General features: G+C 68.7%; 22 protein-coding genes and 1 pseudogene. 8 read left to right on the top strand and 15 right to left on the bottom strand.

Annotated features, from left to right (window positions below; all coding sequences use genetic code 11):
- Positions 1–102: 102 nt before the first annotated feature.
- Positions 103–600 (top strand): hypothetical protein, encoded by a 498-nt coding sequence (locus A5704_RS11025; RefSeq protein WP_067757656.1) that lies wholly within the window; start codon positions 103–105, stop codon positions 598–600.
- Here A5704_RS11025 and A5704_RS29740 read toward each other — a convergent pair.
- Entirely contained in the window at positions 597–860 is a 264-nt protein-coding gene (locus tag A5704_RS29740; protein WP_369828453.1) for a helix-turn-helix domain-containing protein, read from the bottom strand. The two genes, A5704_RS11025 and A5704_RS29740, sit on opposite strands and share 4 nt — an antisense overlap.
- On the opposite strand from A5704_RS29740, the gene A5704_RS29165 reads away from it, so the two are divergent.
- Positions 808–1,005, top strand: coding sequence for a response regulator (locus A5704_RS29165; protein WP_369828452.1), 198 nt, complete (start codon positions 808–810; stop codon positions 1,003–1,005). The genes A5704_RS29740 and A5704_RS29165 overlap by 53 nt on opposite strands.
- Positions 1,006–1,016: 11 nt before the next feature.
- Here the strand turns inward: A5704_RS29165 and regX are convergent.
- The 6 genes and pseudogenes from regX to A5704_RS10995 all read right to left on the bottom strand — a co-directional run.
- Positions 1,017–1,295: pseudogene (gene regX, locus A5704_RS29160) on the bottom strand (two-component sensory transduction protein RegX); the annotation flags it as partial.
- Between the two features lie 46 nt (positions 1,296–1,341).
- On the bottom strand, positions 1,342–2,562 hold the full coding sequence (locus A5704_RS11015) for a cell wall metabolism sensor histidine kinase WalK (RefSeq protein ID WP_156670177.1): 1,221 nt from the start codon (positions 2,560–2,562) through the stop codon (positions 1,342–1,344).
- Between the two features lie 152 nt (positions 2,563–2,714).
- Positions 2,715–3,464: a phosphoglyceromutase gene (locus tag A5704_RS11010; protein WP_067757650.1), complete on the bottom strand. Its 750-nt coding sequence runs from the start codon at positions 3,462–3,464 to the stop codon at positions 2,715–2,717.
- A 10-nt stretch (positions 3,465–3,474) separates the two neighbouring features.
- On the bottom strand, positions 3,475–3,984 hold the full coding sequence (locus A5704_RS11005) for a YbjN domain-containing protein (RefSeq protein WP_067757647.1): 510 nt from the start codon (positions 3,982–3,984) through the stop codon (positions 3,475–3,477).
- On the bottom strand, positions 3,981–5,282 hold the full coding sequence (gene mshA, locus A5704_RS11000) for a D-inositol-3-phosphate glycosyltransferase (protein ID WP_231968985.1): 1,302 nt from the start codon (positions 5,280–5,282) through the stop codon (positions 3,981–3,983). Before mshA ends, A5704_RS11005 begins: the two co-directional genes overlap by 4 nt.
- A 29-nt stretch (positions 5,283–5,311) precedes the next feature.
- Positions 5,312–6,562, bottom strand: coding sequence for an ROK family transcriptional regulator (locus A5704_RS10995; protein ID WP_231968988.1), 1,251 nt, complete (start codon positions 6,560–6,562; stop codon positions 5,312–5,314).
- 242 nt (positions 6,563–6,804) lie between these two features.
- Between A5704_RS10995 and A5704_RS10990 the strand changes: the two genes are divergently transcribed.
- Positions 6,805–7,566 (top strand): SDR family NAD(P)-dependent oxidoreductase, encoded by a 762-nt coding sequence (locus tag A5704_RS10990; protein ID WP_067757634.1) that lies wholly within the window; start codon positions 6,805–6,807, stop codon positions 7,564–7,566.
- Here the strand turns inward: A5704_RS10990 and A5704_RS10985 are convergent.
- Positions 7,538–8,872: an Ig-like domain-containing protein gene (locus A5704_RS10985; RefSeq protein ID WP_067757631.1), complete on the bottom strand. Its 1,335-nt coding sequence runs from the start codon at positions 8,870–8,872 to the stop codon at positions 7,538–7,540. The two genes, A5704_RS10990 and A5704_RS10985, sit on opposite strands and share 29 nt — an antisense overlap.
- Before the next feature lie 60 nt (positions 8,873–8,932).
- Positions 8,933–10,039 (bottom strand): UDP-N-acetylmuramate dehydrogenase, encoded by a 1,107-nt coding sequence (locus A5704_RS10980; RefSeq protein WP_067888987.1) that lies wholly within the window; start codon positions 10,037–10,039, stop codon positions 8,933–8,935.
- A 26-nt stretch (positions 10,040–10,065) separates the two neighbouring features.
- Between A5704_RS10980 and A5704_RS10975 the strand changes: the two genes are divergently transcribed.
- The 3 genes from A5704_RS10975 to A5704_RS10965 are packed head-to-tail and all read left to right on the top strand — an operon-like array spanning position 10,066 to position 12,486.
- Complete coding sequence (locus tag A5704_RS10975) at positions 10,066–10,590, top strand: DUF2505 domain-containing protein (protein WP_067757623.1); 525 nt, start codon at positions 10,066–10,068, stop codon at positions 10,588–10,590.
- A 25-nt stretch (positions 10,591–10,615) separates the two neighbouring features.
- Complete coding sequence (locus A5704_RS10970) at positions 10,616–11,446, top strand: carbon-nitrogen hydrolase family protein (RefSeq protein ID WP_067757620.1); 831 nt, start codon at positions 10,616–10,618, stop codon at positions 11,444–11,446.
- The gene (locus tag A5704_RS10965; RefSeq protein WP_067757617.1) at positions 11,443–12,486 is read left to right on the top strand and encodes a DUF2993 domain-containing protein; all 1,044 of its coding nucleotides are present in this window, start codon (positions 11,443–11,445) and stop codon (positions 12,484–12,486) included. Before A5704_RS10970 ends, A5704_RS10965 begins: the two co-directional genes overlap by 4 nt.
- Positions 12,487–12,545: 59 nt before the next feature.
- Here the strand turns inward: A5704_RS10965 and deoC are convergent, their stop codons facing one another.
- From deoC to A5704_RS10935, 6 genes are all read right to left on the bottom strand, one after another.
- On the bottom strand, positions 12,546–13,232 hold the full coding sequence (gene deoC / locus A5704_RS10960; protein WP_067757614.1) for a deoxyribose-phosphate aldolase: 687 nt from the start codon (positions 13,230–13,232) through the stop codon (positions 12,546–12,548).
- Complete coding sequence (locus A5704_RS10955; RefSeq protein ID WP_067757611.1) at positions 13,232–13,648, bottom strand: DUF2599 domain-containing protein; 417 nt, start codon at positions 13,646–13,648, stop codon at positions 13,232–13,234. The genes deoC and A5704_RS10955 overlap by 1 nt, the downstream gene beginning before the upstream one ends.
- Before the next feature lie 4 nt (positions 13,649–13,652).
- Entirely contained in the window at positions 13,653–13,940 is a 288-nt protein-coding gene (locus A5704_RS10950; RefSeq protein ID WP_067282206.1) for a DUF2516 family protein, read from the bottom strand.
- Between the two features lie 77 nt (positions 13,941–14,017).
- Positions 14,018–14,623: a heparin-binding hemagglutinin gene (locus tag A5704_RS10945; RefSeq protein ID WP_067757608.1), complete on the bottom strand. Its 606-nt coding sequence runs from the start codon at positions 14,621–14,623 to the stop codon at positions 14,018–14,020.
- Between the two features lie 104 nt (positions 14,624–14,727).
- Positions 14,728–15,153: a helix-turn-helix domain-containing protein gene (locus A5704_RS10940; protein ID WP_067757727.1), complete on the bottom strand. Its 426-nt coding sequence runs from the start codon at positions 15,151–15,153 to the stop codon at positions 14,728–14,730.
- Positions 15,154–15,237: 84 nt separating this feature from the next.
- The gene (locus tag A5704_RS10935; protein WP_067757605.1) at positions 15,238–16,632 is read right to left on the bottom strand and encodes a DUF445 domain-containing protein; all 1,395 of its coding nucleotides are present in this window, start codon (positions 16,630–16,632) and stop codon (positions 15,238–15,240) included.
- Between the two features lie 122 nt (positions 16,633–16,754).
- Between A5704_RS10935 and A5704_RS10930 the strand changes: the two genes are divergently transcribed.
- Both A5704_RS10930 and A5704_RS10925 read left to right on the top strand, forming a co-directional pair.
- On the top strand, positions 16,755–17,456 hold the full coding sequence (locus A5704_RS10930) for a TetR/AcrR family transcriptional regulator (protein ID WP_067757602.1): 702 nt from the start codon (positions 16,755–16,757) through the stop codon (positions 17,454–17,456).
- A 197-nt stretch (positions 17,457–17,653) separates the two neighbouring features.
- The coding region (locus A5704_RS10925; protein WP_156737659.1) for a class I SAM-dependent methyltransferase at positions 17,654–18,135 on the top strand (482 nt) is incomplete at its 3' end.

Below are 18,135 nucleotides of genomic sequence, written 5' to 3'. Positions count from 1 at the left end.
GTCAGCGCGAGGGCGCCAGGGCGGCGCGATAATCCCGCTTCCCCGCCAGATCGGATAAGGTGTGACCGCCCAGCTAGCAACTGTCGTCTGCGGGAGCAACCGATGGAGTTAACGACAATTCTGTGCAACCACGCCGAGGCGCAGAACAACTTGTTGTACGTCATGGGCGGCGGCGTAGACCGGGCGGTCATTCCGGCGGGACGCTCAGGGCCCTTCACGGTTTCGTTGGCCCTCGGAATCATCGCGGAGGTCCCGTGGACCGCTACCAACGAAGAGCACACCGTCACCGTCGACCTGGCGGACGAGGACGGCCATCCGGTCGAGGTCGACAAGGGATTCGGCGAGCGGGAACCGTTCCGGGCACATTTTCGATTCAACGTTGGCCGACGGCGCGATGTTGAGGACGGCGAAACCCAGTCGGTGGCGTTCGCGGTCAATATGCCCGTGCTTCAGTTGGAGAAGCTGGGGACGTACGTCTTCACCGTCACAATCGACGACGACGCCCGGCGCCGTCTGCATTACCGGTTGGTCGGCCAGACGGACGTGACCATCACGACGAACGAACCAACCAGCCGCGGACCACTCATCCCCAGGGTCTAGCCCTCCAGCTTGTAGCCCAGTCCCCGCACGGTGACCAGGTGGACCGGGTTGGCCGGGTCGGCTTCGATCTTGGACCGCAGACGCTTGACGTGGACGTCGAGCGTCTTGGTGTCGCCGACGTAGTCGGCGCCCCACACCCGATCGATCAACTGCCCGCGGGTCAGCACCCGCCCGCTGTTGCGCAAGGAGGGCTTCGAGGCCACCGTCGTGACGGATGGACAGGCCGCACTGGCCGAGTTCGACCGTGGCGGCGCCGACATCGTGCTGCTCGACTTGATGCTGCCCGGCATGTCGGGGACCGACGTGTGCAAGCAGCTGCGTGCTCGTTCCAGCGTGCCGGTGATCATGGTGACCGCGCGAATCCGGGCGATCAACTCGCGCGCCGAATACGGCTTGGTCACGTAGTCGTCGGCGCCGAGTTCCAGCCCGACGACCTTGTCGATCTCGCTGTCCCGCGCGGTCACCATGATCACCGGCACGCTGGAACGAGCACGCAGCTGCTTGCACACGTCGGTCCCCGACATGCCGGGCAGCATCAAGTCGAGCAGCACGATGTCGGCGCCGCCACGGTCGAACTCGGCCAGTGCGGCCTGTCCATCCGTCACGACGGTGGCCTCGAAGCCCTCCTTGCGCAACAGGAATGCCAGCGGATCGGCCAGCGACTCCTCGTCCTCCACGATCAGCACACTGGTCATCAGCGCGACTCCTCATCGCTTTGCTCTGCATTGTCGTACGCGCGGGTCATCTACTCAGTTCTTCCTCTCGTTGTGACCTGTTGGGCCGCACGTCGCGACCCTGCGGTTGCTCGGGTTCTTCGTCGTTGTCCTTATAGGCCGGAATCGACAGCGTGAACGTGGAACCGGTGCCCGGCTTGCTCCACACCCCGATGCTGCCGTTGTGATTGGCCGCGACATGTTTGACGATGGCCAGGCCCAGCCCGCTGCCGCCGGTGGCGCGCGAGCGTGCCTTGTCCCCCCGGAAGAACCGCTCGAAGACCCGCTCCTGATCCTCCAGCGCGATCCCGATGCCCCGGTCGGTCACGGCGATCTCGATGTTGTCGCCACGGCGGCGGCGGCTGATCGAGACCGGTGAACCGGGTGGCGAATAGGCGATCGCGTTGGACACCAGGTTGGCCAGCGCGGTGACCAGAAGCGTCTCGTCGCCCAGCACCCGGAGGCCGCTGGGCGCGTCGGTGCGAACCTCGATCTGGGCGTTGTCGGCGGCCACCTTGTGCCGTGAAATCGCCTCGGACACAACGGTATCCACGTCGACCTCGGTCACGTTGGGCAACCGTTCGGCACCCTGCAGCCGGGACAGCTCGATCAGCTCGGCGACCATGTCCCCCAGCCGGTTGGCTTCGACGAGCACCCGCTCGGCAAACCGGCGAACGGTTTCAGAGTCGTCCGAGGACGCCAACAGCGCCTCGGCGAGCAGGGCCATGGCGCCCACCGGGGTCTTGAGCTCGTGGCTGACGTTGGCCACAAAGTCGCGCCTGGTCGCCTCCATGCGCGCGTAGTCGGACTGATCGTGGGCGAACACCACGGCGAACCGCCGGTCTTCCTCGCTGAGCAACCGCGCCTGGCCGTGCACGGACAGGCCGGACCGGCCGGCCGCCCGTTTGGCCGGCCGCAGGTCGAACTCCACGTCGACGCCGCCGAGCGCCTGCTGCGCCGCTTCCCACGCCTGGTCGTCGAGCTGGCGGTCGCGCACCAGGCCCAGCTCCCTGGCCCGATCGTTGAGGTAGACGACGTCGCGGTGAGAATCGACGACCGCCACCCCGAGCGGCATCAGCGCGACGATGCGTTGCAGCATTTGCGCGACCGTTATCCCGGTCCACTCGGTGCTGACCCGCTGCCTGCGATGAGCGGCTTTCGGCGACAGCCGGGTCCCGGCTGCCACACCTATGGCCAGCCCCAGCACGGACAAGACCCCGGCCAGCAACAGCGCCGAGAACACAGTCACATAGCAAATCCTACAAATCTTCGGAAACGCTGCCCTAGCGGAACGAGGCCAAAATCGGACAAGTCACACTTTTCGCTTCAGGTGTTCCACTCCCGTTAACGCGATGTTCGGCAAACAGGCCTTTGAAACTCGCTTTGGGCCGGTGGCCGGTTTTACCGGCGCCCCTGGCTGGCAACCGCCGCGGCGCCCGCGGCGGCGGCCTCCGGGTCGAGGTAGGTGCCGCCCGCGACCACCGGCCGCAGGTCGGCGTCGAGGTCGTAGCGCAGCGGAATCCCGGTCGGGATGTTCAGCCCGACGACGTCGTCGTCGGACATCTGGTCGAGGTACTTCACCAGGGCCCGCAGCGAGTTGCCGTGCGCGACGATCAGCACCGTCTTGCCACTGCGCAGGTCCGGGACGATGACGTCGGTGAAATACGGCAGGAAACGCACGACCACGTCGGCCAGGCATTCGGTCAGCGGGCCGCCCCCGATGTCGGCGTAGCGGGGGTCGGTGTCCTGGCTGAACTGGCTGCCCTTCTCGATCGGTGGCGGCGGCGTGTCGTAGCTGCGCCGCCAGGTCATGAACTGCTCCTCGCCGTAGCGGTCCTTGGTCTCCGCCTTGTTGAGGCCCTGCAGCGCCCCGTAGTGCCGTTCGTTGAGCCGCCAGCTGCGCCGCACCGGAATCCACAACCGGTCGGCGGCGTCGAGGGCCAGGTGCGCGGTGGTGATCGCGCGGCGCAGCAGCGACGTGTAAAGGACGTCGGGCAACAGGTTCTGCTCGGCCAGCAGCTCGCCGCTGCGCACCGCCTCGGCCCGGCCCTTCTCGGTCAGGTCCACGTCGACCCATCCGGTGAACTGGTTGCTTGCGTTCCATTCGCTCTCGCCGTGGCGGAGCAGCACCAACGTGCCGGTATCTCCCATGCCGGCTAGCTTATTCGTCGTCTTCGTCGATCAAATGAGCGAACGCCTGCAGGTTCTTCAGCGACTCGCCGCGAGACACCCGCCAGTCCCACTCTTTTTGGATCGACGAGCGAAATCCCAACTCCAGCAACGTATTGAAGTCCGCGTCGACCGCTTCGAGCACCTGCCCGAGCACCCGGTCGATCTCGTCGGCGTCCACGGACGCGAGCGACATGCGTCCCACCAGGTAGATGTCGCCGACGTTGTCCAGCGTGTAGGCCACGCCGTAGAGGCGGCGGTTGCGCCTGAGCAGGAAGCGGTAGACCCCCTCGTGGTTCTCGTCGGGCCTGCGGCACACGAACGCCTCGATGCGCACCGAGTGCTCGCCGACGCTCAGGATGGTGTTGGTCTTGAGCTTGCGCTCGCCGGGCAGCTCCACCACCAGTCCCGACCGGCCGCCGTGCGCGCCGTCGTGTTTCGAGTACACAAGACCGCTGGCCTGCAGCGCGTCCTCGATCACGCGCTCGACCGTGGGGCTCACGCGCCGACCCCGCGGCGCTCGGCGGTGTACCCGCTGATCGCGCGGCGATAGCTGGTCAGCAGCGCGTCGGTGGTGTTCTCCCAGGAGAACGTGGCCGCGTGTGCGGCGGCGGCCCGGCTCATCGCCTCGGCCTGCGGCGCCGGCAAGCGCAGCATTCGGTCCAGCGCGCCCGCCCACCGATCGACGTCATGGCCGGCCACCAGCGTGCCGGTGATCCCGTCCCGCACGGCCACCGGGAGACCGCCGACCGCGGCGGCCACCACCGGGGTGCCACAGGCCTGGGCCTCGACGGCGACCAGGCCGAACGACTCCGAATAGCTCGGCACCGCGACCAGGCTGGCGGCCTGGAACAGGGTGGCCAGGTCCGAGCGGGACTGCGGGGGCAGGAAAGTCACCCGCGCGGAGATGCCGAGTTCGTCGGCGAGCCGCCGCAGCCCGTCCGGGGAGGCCAGGCCGCTGCCCGACGGGCCGCCGGCGACCACGATGCGCACGCCCGGCAGTTTCGCGGCGGCCCGCAGCACGATGTCGGGGGCCTTCAACGGCTGGATTCGCCCGACGAACGCCACCACGTCCTCGTCGAGCGGCAGCCCCAGGGCGGCCCGGGCCGCGCGGCGCTCACCCGGGCGGAACACCTCGAGATCGACGCCGGGGTGGACCACGTCGATGCGGGCCGGGTCGGCGCGGTGGATCGAAATCAATTGCCTGGCTTCGTCATCGGTGTTGACGATCAGCCGGTCCGCCTCGTCGACGACCTGCTGCTCGCCGACCGTGCGCAGCGGCGGCTCGGGCGCGTCACCCGCGGCCAGCGCGGCATTCTTGACCGCGGCGAGCGTGTGCGCGGTGTGCACCAGCGGCACCGCCCAGCGGTCGCGGGCCAGCCAGCCGACCTGTCCGGACAGCCAGTAGTGCGAATGCACGATGTCGTAATAGCCCGGCTCGTGCGACGCTTCGGCGCGCAGCACCCCCGCGGCGAACGCGCACAGCTGGGTGGGCAGGTCGTATTTGTCCAGCCCCTCGAACGGCCCCGCCACCACGTTGCGCACCAGCACGCCGGGCGCCACCCGGGCGACGGGCGGGTCGGCGGACGCGGTGGCCCGGGTGAAGATCTCCACCTCGATGCCGCGGCGCGCCAGGTGCAACGCGGTCTGCAGCACGTAGACGTTCATGCCCCCGGCGTCGCCGGTGCCCGGCTGCGCCAGGGGCGAAGTGTGCACCGCCAACACTGCGACGCGGCGCGGTTTCAGCCGGAAGACGTCATCGTGCCGCACTCTTTCATCTTTACAGGACGTTCGGCCCACGAGCCCAGCGCCCAGGACACGGCTTCGCGTTAAGCGGAAGGCTCGTCGGCGGAGACGTCGCGCAGCCGCGGGCCCAGCGCCCCCGCGCGGCGCATCGCACCGAGCGGGTCGGCATACAGCCCGCCCAGCGACACGGTTCCGGCGCCGGCCTCCTGCACCCGGTTCCCGAAGACGGTGACGCGGATGTCGCGTGCCGGCAACACCGAGTGCTCGGCGAACGCCGCCTCGACGTGCTCCATGCCCTCGGGATACTCGGTGAAGGCCTGGCCGCCGACTACCAGCTCGTCGGGGTTGAGCATGTCGCGCAGCAACGCCACGGCCTGCCCGAGCACCCGGCCCCGCTCGTTGAGCAGCTGTTTCGCCTGCTCGTTGCCGCCGCGGGCCAGCCGCAGCAGATCGTTGATGCCGGCCGCCGACGCGTTCGGGCGGCCCGCGGGCGCGAACGGCAGGATGCGCAGCCGGCGCGCGGCGGTCAGGACCGCCTCGTCGCTGACGGTGGATTCCAGCTGGCCGGTGCCGCCCAGCAACTCGGAGTGGGCGGGCAGGGCGGCGATCGTGCCCGGGCCGCTGGCCGGGCAGTGCACCCGCCCGCCGATCACCAGCGCGTAGCCCACGGTCTCACGGGCGTAGACGTACAGGCTGGTGGGCGAGCTGGGCACGAATCGCCGCAGTCCGAGCAGCAGCTCGGCCCCGGCCATGGCGTCGACGTGCGAGGCCACCGAGACGGGCAGTCCCAGCGCATCGGCCAGCACGGGGCCAACCGGCGCCTGCCGCCAGCCGAGCCGCGGGTGGTCGACGTGGCCGGTCGCGCTGTCGACCGTGCCGCCGATCGCGACGCCGACCCACAGCGGGCGCCGCCGATGCCAGCGCTGCAGGTAGCGGGCGGCGCTCTCGGCCAGCGTCGCCAGGGCGGGCCCGGCGGGGCTGAGCGGTGTCGGCGTCTCGACGGTGTCGAGCGTGCGACCGAACAGGTCGGTGGCCACGATGCTGGTGGTGCGGGCGCCGATGTGGATGCCCAGCGTCACGAACGGTTCGTGGTTGACCTCGACCGGCACGCGGGGCCGACCGATCGCGCCGGAGACGGCCAGGTCGGCGCGTTCCCGCAGCAAACCGGCCTCGAGCAGGGCGATGACCTGGCGGTTGACCGTCGCGATGCTCAGCGAGGTGACGCCGGCGATGACGTCACGGCCGACGGGGCCGCGCAAGCGGACGGCCCGGAAAACCGAGGCCGCCGCCGAGTCGGCGATGTGCAGGGCCGGCGGCACGATCTGACGCCGCACCGACCGGTGGCCCTTGTAGGTGGCACGGGTGGGCGAATGATGAGTCTGGGTGAGGGTATTCGAGCGCACGAGCGTCCTTTGTCCGAGTCTTTGTTGGCCGTCACTGGCCACACCTGAAAGTCAGGAGCGGCAAAGTGCGCGACAACAACACGCACCCGCCGCGCAGAGACACGCGGTGGTGGTGCTGGACAGGGCGCTGAGGTGCACCTCGAAAATTTAGCACGCTCACTAAGGTTGTTTCTATGACTGGAAATGTCAGGAATGAACGCGTCGCCGTGGTCACGGGGGCCAGCTCCGGAATCGGCGAGGCGACGGCCCAGACCCTCGCTGCGCAGGGCTTTCACGTGGTCGCGGTCGCGCGCCGGGCCGACCGCATCAACGCCCTGGCGAGGGAGATCGGCGGAACCGCCATTGTGGCCGACGTCACAGACGACGCCGCGGTCACCGCGCTCGCCGACGAGCTGAGCCGGGTCGACGTGCTGGTCAACAACGCCGGGGGCGCCCGCGGCCTGGCGCCAGTCGCCGAAGCCGACTTCGAGCATTGGCGATGGATGTGGGAGACCAACGTGATGGGCACGCTGCGGGTCACCCGCGCGCTGCTGCCCAAGCTCATCGACTCGGGCGACGGGCTGATCGTCACGGTTACTTCGGTTGCCGCACTTGAGGTTTACGACGGGGGCGCCGGTTACACGGCGGCCAAACACGCGCAGGGGGCGTTGCACCGCACGCTGCGCGGTGAGCTGCTGGGCAAGCCGGTTCGGCTGACCGAGATCGCGCCGGGCGCGGTCGAGACGGAGTTTTCGCTGGTCCGCTTCGACGGCGATCAGCAACGCGCCGACTCGGTGTACACCGGCCTCACGCCGTTGGTGGCCGCCGACGTCGCCGAAGTGATCGGCTTCGTGGCCTCGCGGCCGCCGCACGTCGACCTCGACCTGATCGTCATGAAGCCGCGCGACCAGGCGTCGGCCACCCGCTTTAACCGCCGGGGCCAGTCCCCGGACTAGGCGAGGTGGTGGTCGTCGTCGGCGTGCCGGACAGGCTCGGGGCGGTCGACGGCGTCACCGGCGCGGTCACCGGGATCTGGGTTGACGGCGGGTGCGCCGTGGGCGGCGGCAGCGCCGACATCGCGACCCAGGTGTCCCAGTCGACGGCCCAGTCCCAGATGTCGCCGTCGGAGTAGGACAGCTGGATCGAGCTGCCCGTCACCTCGACCGGGTCGCCGTACATCGCGGACTGGTAGTACTGCTCCGCGTCGCCGGTCGACAGGTTGATGCAGCCGTTGGTGACGTTGGTGTTGCCCTGCGCGCCCGCACTCATCGGATTGGCGTGGATGAACTCGCCGTTGTTCGAGATCCGCACCGCCCACCGTTCGTGCACGTGGCTGTAGCCGGCGGCCGGGTTGGACATGTAGAAGTCCGCGTACTTCTCGGTGACCACGTGGATGCCGTTGCGGGTGACGTTGCGCGCCTTGTCGGCCTCGCCGTAGCTGCACGGGAAGTCCATGATGACGCCTTCGTCCCTGACCACCTGGATGCGGTGCGACGAGACCTCGGCCTTGACCACCTGCCGGCGACCGATCTGGATGTTCAGCGAGATGTCGTCGGCGCCGTAGGCGCTGTCGCCGAACGGCAGCCCGTACAACTTGGCGTCGACGTTGACCGTGGTGCCCGCCGGGTAGTACTCGCGGGTGCGGTAGTGCACGCGGGCGCCCTGCGCCTCGTCGGGCAACCAGGCCCAACTGCCCTCGACGGGCGGGTTGGTGGTGACGGTCAACGCCTTCTCGACGGCGGCCTTGTCGGTGATCGGCGCGTCGAACTGGATGATGATCGGCGCCGCGACCCCGACGGTCTGGCCGTCGGCCAACTGGAATGCCCCGCCGATCTTCTTGGTGGGCGTCACGGTGGTGAACTTGCCCGTCACCGGGATGGCCTTGCCGTCGTGCCCCACGGCCGAGCCGCTCCAGGTGTAGGTCGCGTCGTAGCCCAGCGGCTCGGTGGTGCTGTAGACGGTGCGGTCGGAGTTGAACTTGCCCGCCACGGCCTTGCCCGCGGAATTGGTCAGCGTCACGTGCTGGAACCAGCCGTCGCTGATCTCGACGCTGATCGGCGCGATCGGCACCACGTTCTCGGTCGCATCGGCCGGCTGGAACTTCAGCTTCGGCGCGGGCTGCTCCTTCTTCTCGGCCTGCTTGGCGGCCGGGCCGCCGCACGCGGCCAAGACGCTGGGGGCGAACATCCCCAGTCCGAGGGTCGCCAAAGCCACGCGCCGGTTGATCGGCTGCGGGTCGCGCGACGTGCTCACGAAAGTCAAAGATACCGGGCAAAATCCACCAACTCCGCCGCGACAATTCGGGCGTCGGCGGATTCGGAGCTATAGCCTGCAGCCGAGCAGGACCGGCTCCGGTTTCAATGTGACACCAAACACATCACGAATCCCGTCGCGGATGACCCGGGCCAGCGCGATCACCTCTTCGGTGGTGGCCCCGCCGCGGTTGGTCAGCGCCAGCGCGTGCTTGGTGGACAGCCGGCACCGGGCCCCCGGATCGTCCGGATATCCCTTGGCGAAGCCGGCCCGCTCCACCAGCCAGCCGGCGGCCAGCTTGACGCCGTCGGGGGCCGGGTAGTGCGGAACCGGGCCGCGGTCGTCTCCGAAAGTGTGGGCCAGCCGCTCGTAAACCTCGGGTGCGACCACCGGGTTGGTGAAGAATGAACCCACGCTCCAGGTGTCGTGGTCGTCCGGGTCGAGCACCATGCCCTTGCGGCCCCGCAGCGTGAGCACCGCCCGGCGCACCGCCCGTGGGTCGGCCCGCTCGCCGCCGCTCACGCCCAACGCGGCCGCCAGCTCCCCGTAGCGCAGCGGCGCGCTCTGGCCCGAGGCGTCCAGCGCGAACTCGACTTCCAATACCACCCAAGGGGTTTCGGGGCCGGCCTGCTTCAGCACGCTGGTGCGATAGCCGAAGCCGAGCTCGCCGCCCGGCACCCAGCGCACCTCCCCGCTGTCGCGGTCCAGGATCCGCACGCGGGTGATGGTGTCGGAGACCTCGGCGCCGTAGGCTCCCACATTTTGCACCGGGGTGGCCCCGGCCGAACCGGGAATCCCGGACAGGCATTCCAGCCCGCCCAGACCATGCTCGATGGCAGCTACCACGACGTCGTCCCACACCGCGCCCGCCTCCGCGCGCACCAGGGTGTTGTCGATCGTGATGCCGCTGTTGGCCAACCGCACCGCGGTCAGGTCCGTCAGGCTGTCCGCGATCACCAGGTTGGACCCGCCGGCGAACACCAGCACCGGGGAACGTTCTCCCCCACGGCTTTCGGCATCCAGCTCCCGCACCACAGCGATCACCTGGTCGGTGCTGGCGCAGGTGATCAGGCGGCGCGCCACCGGCCCCACCCGCAACGTCGTCAGCGGCGCGAGCGACACCGCTTCGGCGACCTGCGCGCCGGCGAACGTCGGACCGGCGTCGCTGGATTTCATGGCCCGTAACGGTAGCCTCACCTGCTATGCCGCGTTCATTCGACTTGTCGGCCGACTACGACGGCAGCGTTGAAGAGGTTCATCGGGCGTTCACGGACGAGACCTATTGGCGGGCACGGCTGGCCGGATCCGGCGTTGACATCGCCACGCTGGAATCGATGCGGGTCGGTGGCGAAACCGGGGACGACGACACCGTCGAGGTCGTCACCGTGCAAGTGATCCACAGCCACAAGCTGCCCGGGATGGTCACGCAGCTGCACAGCGGCGATCTGCGCATCCGGCGAGAGGAAGTGTGGGGACCGGTCGCCGACGGCACCGCGCAGGGCACCGTCGTCGGCTCGATTCTGGACGCCCCGGTCAACCTGACCGGCACCGCGACGCTGTTGCCGATCCTGGAGACGGGCGGCGCCCGGCTGACGTTCCGGGCCACCGTCCAGGTGCGCGTCCCGATCATCGGCGGCAAGCTGGAGAACATCATCGGCACCCAGTTGGCCGAGCTGGTGGCGGCGGAGCAACGGTTCACCACGGAGTGGATCGCCAAAACGGTATGAGGGCGGCGAGCCTAAGCTGGCGCCCATGCGAATCGCGCTGGCCCAAATCCTCAGCGGGACCGACCCGGCCGCCAACCTAGGGCTGGTCCGCGAGTACAGCGCGCAGGCCGCCGACGCGGGTGCCCAGTTGGTGGTGTTCCCGGAGGCGACCATGTGCCGGTTCGGCGTTCCGCTGGCGCCCGTCGCCGAGCCGGTCGACGGGCCGTGGGCGACGGGTGTGCGACGGATCGCGACCGACTGCGGAATCACGGTGATCGCCGGCATGTTCACGCCGGCCGGGGACGGCCGGGTGAAGAACACGCTGATCGCGGCCGGTCCGGGCAGCCCCAACGAGCCGAACGCGCACTACGACAAGATCCACCTCTACGACGCCTTCGGCTTCACCGAGTCGCGCACCGTGGCCCCCGGCCACGAGCCGGTGGTGATCACGGTCGCCGGCGTCCGGGTGGGGTTGTCCGTCTGCTACGACATCCGCTTCCCGGCGCTGTACACCGAGCTGGCCCGCCGCGGCGCCCAGCTGATCGCCGTGTGCGCGTCGTGGGGCTCGGGGCCCGGCAAGCTCGACCAGTGGACGCTCCTGGCGCGGGCCCGCGCCCTCGACTCGATGAGTTACGTTGCGGCGGCCGGCCAGGCCGACCCGGGCGCACCGCTGACGGAGTCGGGCGCGCCCACCGGGGTGGGTGGCAGCCTGGTGGCCTCGCCGTTCGGTGAAGTCGTCGCGTCGGCCGGGTCCGGGCCGCAGTTGGTGGTGGCCGACATCGACGTCGACCGGGTCGTCAAGGCGCGCGAGAGCATCGCGGTGCTGCGCAACCACTCAGATTTCGCTCAGCTCGATAGGGCAGAATCAGTCGGGTGACGAACCCACAAGGACCGCCGAACCAGGACCCTTCGACGTGGGGCCGTCCCGGCAACCAAGGCCCGTTCGGTCAGCCCCCCACCGAGCGGCCGACCGAGCGGATCAACACCGGTGGTCCGGCGCCCGCGCCCCCGCCGCCGGCCGCCGGTCCGCCGCCGGGTCAGACCGAACGGATCGCCACGCCGCCGCCGAACATGCAGCGGCCCGAGTACGCGCCGCCGCCCCCGCCGACCCCGCCTGCGGGGCCGACGGAGAAGCTGCCCACCCCGGGCGAGGAACCGGCGCAGGGCAAGAAGAAGCGCCGCTTCCTGCGCGACCCGCTCTCGGTGCTGCTGGTCTGCATCATCGTGGTCTGCCTGGTGATCGCAGGCCTGGTCGGCGCGGAACTGTACGTCCGCCACGTCGCCAACAGCAAGGTCGCCGAAGCGGTGGCCTGCGAGGTCAAGGACCAGGCCACCGCATCGTTCGGGGTGGCGCCGTTGATGCTGTGGCAGCAACTCACCAAGCACTACACCAACATCTCGGTGCAGACCGCCGGTAACCAGGTCCGCGACGCCAAGGGCATGAAGATCGACATCAACATCCGCGACGTCCGGCTCAAGGACACGCAGGACTCCAAGGGCACGATCGGGTCACTCGACGCGACCGTCACCTGGACGTCCGACGGCATCAAGGAGTCGGTCCAGAACGCGATTCCGGTGCTGGGCCCGTTCGTCACCAACACCGTGACCACCCACCCCGCCGACGGGACCATCGAGCTGAAGGGCATGTTGGACAACCTGACCACCAAGCCGGTGGTGTCGGGGACCGGCCTTCAGCTGCAGATCGTCAGCTTCAATGCGCTCGGCTTCACGATGCCCAAGGAGTCGGTGCAGTCGACCCTGGACGACTTCACCTCGCAGTTCACCAAGAACTACCCGTTGGGCATCCACGCGGACAGCGTGCAGGTCACCAACGACGGTGTGACCAGCCACTTCTCGACGCGTAACGCGAGCATCCCGACCGGCAACAACAACGACCCCTGCTTCGCCAACCTCTGACAATTGAGCCCGTTCGGCAACGATGCGCGCCGGCACGGCGCGGTGAGGCGCCGGACAATTCAGCCAAGCCCGTCGAGCACGGCACGGGTGCCGGACAGGCCGAGCCGGGTGGCGCCGGCGTCCAGCATCGCGAGCGCGTCCGCGGCGGCGCGGATGCCGCCGCTGGCCTTGACGCCCAACCGGCCCCCGACGGTCTGACTCATCACGGTGACCGCGCGCACCGACGCGCCCCCCGCGGGATGGAACCCGGTCGAGGTCTTGACGAAGTCGGCGCCGGCGTCCTCGGCCGCGCGACACACCTGGACCAGCGTGCTCTCGTCCGTCCCGGAGAACAGCACCGCCGACTCCACGATCACCTTGAGCACGGAACCGGCATCCACGTCGTTCATGGCGGCCCGCACGGCCGCGATGTCGGCCCGCACCGCGTCGATGTCTCCCGCCAGCGCGGCGCCGATGTCGATGACCATGTCCACCTCGGCGGCCCCCGACGCCACGGCCCGTTCGGCCTCATGCGCCTTGACCGCCGAAATGTGCTTGCCCGACGGGAAACCCGCGACGCTAGCCACCCGGACGCCCCCGGTGCGCACCGCGACCGGAACCATCGACGGCGACACGCACACCGCGTAGACGCCCAATTCGGCGGCCTCGCCGACGAGCGCGGCCACGTCCGCCTCGGTGGCCTCGGGCTTGAGGAGCGTGTGGTCGACCATCGCCGCCAGCTGCGCCCGGGTGGGTTTGCCGGCCACTAGAACCTCTCCTCGGGCCCGCCGGGATTGCAGCCCGACGCGACCATCTCGGCGTCGTCGACGACCGGGCGCCACGGCTCCAAGTTCCAGCTGGTCTTGCCGGGCTCGGCCACCTCGGCGAACTGCCAGTGGCAGATGAACTGCGCGCGCATCCCCGGGGTGTCCGCGTCCGGCGACAGCGCCAACACCTCGCCCCACGCCTCGTCGGCGAGCGCGACGTTGCCGGGTTGCCCGGCGGCGGCCGCCCGCCCCGACGGTGTCGGGAAGACGCGCAGGCTGCTCATGCCGCGCCACTGCCCCCACTCGGTGTGGTCGATGAACGGCGGGGACGGCAAAACCGGAGCGGCCGCCGCGGTGGCCGCCGGGCCCCACAGCGCGACAAGCACGGCGGCGGGCGCCGTCAGCAGCGCCTTCATCCGGCTAGCGCGACTTACCTTGGATTTCCAGAAGTTTCGGCCGTACGTCCACGAGATAGACGCCGGCCGCGCACGCGGCGATCGCCATCCCGAGTACCCCGAAAACAAAACTCAGGATGGACGTCAGCGCGACAGCCAGCCCCAGGATCACCAGCCACACCGGCTTGGTCAGCTTTTCCGCGGCCGTGTACGCGTCGGGCCGCTGCAGCGCGGCGTGCACGAACGCGTATACCGCCGTGACCAAAACGGCGATCTGCAAGACCAACATGACGGTTCCCACGAGGTGGCTCACGCCTTAAGCGTATGCGGGCCCCGTCCCAAACGTCGACTCAGAGTTGCCCGAGGGCAACTCCGAGTCGACCGTCGGACTTACTTCTGGGTGACCTTCTTGGCGGACGCCTTCTTGGCCGGAGCCTTCTTGGCCGGAGCCTTCTTGGCGGGCGCCTTCTTGGCGACGGCCTTCTGGGCCTTCTTCGCCGTCTCGTCGGACTTCTTGGGCAGCTCGATGCCGACCAGCTTGGCTGCACGCTCGCCGACCGCGCGGGTCTGCGATGCGACGGTGCCCAGCGCTTCCTGGGTCAGCTCGACGGCCTGGTCCACGTAGCCCTCCGCGCGCGCGGAGGCGTCGTCCAGACCCGTCTGGCTGCGCAGCCGCTGCAGGGCGGCCTCGCCCCGCTCGACCAGCTCGTTGTAGCGGTTGGTCGCGGCGTCCAGGTAGCCCTCGGCCGCCTTGCGCAGCTCGTCGCTGGTGAAGCGCTCGCGCAGCTCGCCGAGCTGCTCGGGCAGGTCCTCCTGCAACTTGGTCAGGCGAGCGCGGCTCTCCTCCACCCGGGTGCGGGTGTCGACGCGGGTCTCTTCGGCGCGATCACGCAGGTTCGCGATCAGCTCGTTGACCGTCGCCAGGGCCAGGTCGGCCGCGCCGAGGGCCGCGAGCAGCGGAGCCCGCAGATCTTCGATGTTGGTGTTATCCGCCATGGTGATTCCTTTCGTTAACGGCGTTCTTGGGTGTTGCTATGGGAGACGAAGGGCTGTAATCCAAGCGGTCGGTGGTCTATGCGTGCCGGCCAGAAGGGGGAAGCTCACTCGCCGTTGGGTTCGGTGGAACACTCCTCGTCGCTTGGTTCACTGATTTCATTTTGTTGGGTGAACGATGTGTAGATGTCGAGCAGAACCTGCTTCTGGCGCTCGGTGATCGCGGTGTCGGTGATAATGGCGTCGCGCACCTGGCTTTTGTCGCTCGGCTCCAAAATCCCGGCCCGCACATAGAGAACCTCGGCGGAAACCCGCAAGGCCTTCGCGATTTGATTGAGCACGTCGGCGGACGGCTTGCGCAATCCGCGCTCCACCTGGCTCAGGTACGGATTGCTGACCCCGGACTTTTCGGCGAGTTGGCGCACCGAGACCTGCGCGAGTTCGCGCTGGGTGCGAATGAAGCTGCCGATGTCCGAGGCCATGTCGGAGGCGGCATTGGACACCTTCGCGGAGAGCTTCTCCTCGGGTGCCATGGCGCGCTCCTGGGTCGGATGGTCGATGGTGACGGCCATCAGACTACTACAAGTGCTTGCTATTGCAAGCACTTGTTAGCACTACTAGAAAAGTACCTGCGCGACCGCGTAGATCACCAGGCCCGCCAGCGACCCGACCACGGTCCCATTGATCCGGATGAACTGCAGGTCACGGCCCACGTGCAGCTCAATGCGCCGGCTGGCCTCCTCGGCGTCCCAGCGCTCGATGGTGTCGGTGATGATCGCTGTGATCTCGACTCCATATTGCGAAACCAGGTGCTGGGCCGCCCGCACGATCCAGTTGTCCACCTTGTCGCGCAGGTCGGCGTCGTCGCGCAGCGACTCCCCGATGCGGACCACCGTGTCGGCGATCCGGGTGCGCAGCGTGCTGGACGGGTCGTCCACGCCCTCGAGCACCAGCCGTTTCAGCGTCTTCCAGGCCGTCGCGGCGGCATTGGCGATCTCGTCGCGCGCCATCAGCTGCTCTTTGATCGCGTCGGCGCGCGCGATGGTGTCGGCGTCGTTTTGCAGGTCGTCGGCGAATTCGAACAGGAACCGGGTCGCCGACCGGCGCAGCTCGTGATCGGGATTGCGGCGCACCTTGTCGGTGAAATCCATCAGCTCCCGGTGGATGCGGTCGCCCACCAGGTGGTCGATGAACCGCGGCGACCACGTCGGCGAGTCACGCTCGACGACCCGCTGGATCACCTCGCCGGCGTTCAGCGACCATTGGAAGGCCCGGTCGGCCAGCAACTGGATAAGTGCCTCCTGCCGGTTCTCGGCCAGCAGTGTCGCCAGGACCCGCCCGACCGGCGGCCCCCACTGGGGCTCGGCGATGCGCCGCACGATCATCCGGTCGATCACCTGCTGGACGTCCTCGTCGCGCAGCAGCTCGACCAGCACCCGTAGCACCGTGGCGGTCTCGCTGGCCACCCGCTCGGCGTGCGAGGCCTCCGACAGCCACTTGCCGAGCCGTCCGGGCACCTGGGCGTCGCGGAGCTTGGTCTCCACCACAGGGGGCGACAGGAAGTTCTCCCGCACGAAGGTGCCCAGCCCCTCGCCGAGCTGATCCTTCTTGCGCTTGATGATCGCGGTGTGCGGGATGGGGATGCCCAGCGGATGCCTGAACAGCGCCGTCACCGCGAACCAGTCCGCGAGGGCGCCCACCATCCCGGCCTCGGCGGCGGCACCGACATAGCCGACCCAGGCGCCCAGGTTCGCGTGGGCCTGCGCCCAGCGGCAGCCGAGGAACAGGCCGGTGGCGCCGATCAGAAAGCTCAGCGCCACCGCCTTCATCCGGCGCAGCGCCACCCGTCGCTCGGCGTCGGCCTGCGGGTCGGCGCCGGCGAAGGATTCGGCGAGCGACGGATGGGGACGCCCGGTTCCGCTCGACGGGGTCGTCGGGGCGGGGGCCGCCGCGCGGGGCCCCGGTGCTTCGCCTCGGGGCGAGGCTCTGTGTACCACCACTCCATCATTCATCGTTGTGGGCGTTTGGTGTGACCGCACTGTTCACAAGCCCGCGAGGGGCGCGCGGTCACCGTTCGAAACAGGCCCGCACGCCGTATTATCGAGGGCGTCTAGTGAATGGGATATCGGCGACAGTGGCAGAGCGAACGTTGGCGGCGGCGGCCAAGACGGATGGCCGCAAGCGGCGCTGGCACCAACACAAGGTGGAGCGCCGCAACGAGTTGGTAGACGGCACGATCGACGCGATCCGGCGGCAGGGCGGCGCCCTGAGCATGGACGACATCGCCGCGGATATCGGCGTATCCAAGACGGTGCTGTATCGCTACTTCGTCGACAAGAACGACCTGACGACCGCCGTGATGATGCGGTTCACCCAAACCACCCTGATTCCCAACCTGGCCTCGGCGCTGACCTCCAATCTGGACGGCTTCGACCTGACCCGCGAGGTCATCCGGGTGTACGTCGAAACCGTCGCGAACGAACCCGAGCCATACCGCTTCGTGATGTCGAACAGCTCGGCCAGCAAGAGCAAGGTGATCGCCGACTCCGAGCGCATCATCGCCCGCATGCTCGCGGTGCTGATGCGCCGACGCATGCAGCAGGCGGGGATGGACACCGGCGGGGCGGAGCCGTGGGCCTACCTGATCGTCGGCGGTGTGCAACTGGCCACCCACTCCTGGATGTCGTTCCCGCGCATGAGCCGCGACGAGTTGATCGACTACCTGACGATGCTGAGCTGGAATGCGTTGAAGGGCATCGTCGAGGTAGGCGGATCGCTGGAGAAGTTCCGCGAGGAGCCCCACCCGTCGCCGATCGTTCCGCCCCGCGGCCAGTAGATGCGTCCCCGCGGGGGGCCCGGGGCGGTTCTCATTTTGTGAATTCGACCCGTTTCGTGTGACGCTATGACCCGCTAGTGAGAACGACGTGCATCGCCCGCAGCGACTAGCATGCAGAGGGTGCACCGGGGGCGACGCAGCTGCGCCGTGCTGGCCGGGCGTCCCTGCCTCCGCGTAAATGAAAGGCTCTTCTCGACATGTCTGTGCAGCTCACGCCGCATTTCGGAAACGTGCAAGCCCACTACGACTTGTCCGATGATTTCTTCCGGTTGTTCCTGGACCCCACCCAGACGTACAGCTGCGCCTACTTCGAGCGCGACGACATGACCCTGGAAGAGGCGCAGCTTGCCAAGATCGACCTGGCGCTGGGCAAGCTCAAGCTGGAACCGGGCATGACGCTGCTGGACATCGGCTGCGGCTGGGGAGGAGCGCTGCACCGGGCGATCGAGAAATATGACGTCAACGTGATCGGGATCACGCTGAGTCGCAACCAGTTTGCCTACAGTAAGGCCAAAATGGCCGCCATCCCCACCGACCGCTCCGTCGAAGTCCGGTTGCAGGGCTGGGAGGAATTCGACGACAAGGTCGACCGAATCGTCAGCATCGGCGCCTTCGAGGCGTTCAAGGCCGACCGGTGGCCGGCCTTTTTTGAACGTGCCCACCACATCCTGCCCGACGA

It is taken from the genome of Mycobacterium sp. E735 (assembly GCF_001666955.1).
In the GTDB taxonomy this organism is placed as follows: domain Bacteria; phylum Actinomycetota; class Actinomycetes; order Mycobacteriales; family Mycobacteriaceae; genus Mycobacterium.
Note: the sequence above shows the minus strand (reverse complement) of the source record. Positions and strands in the feature narration are given on the sequence as shown.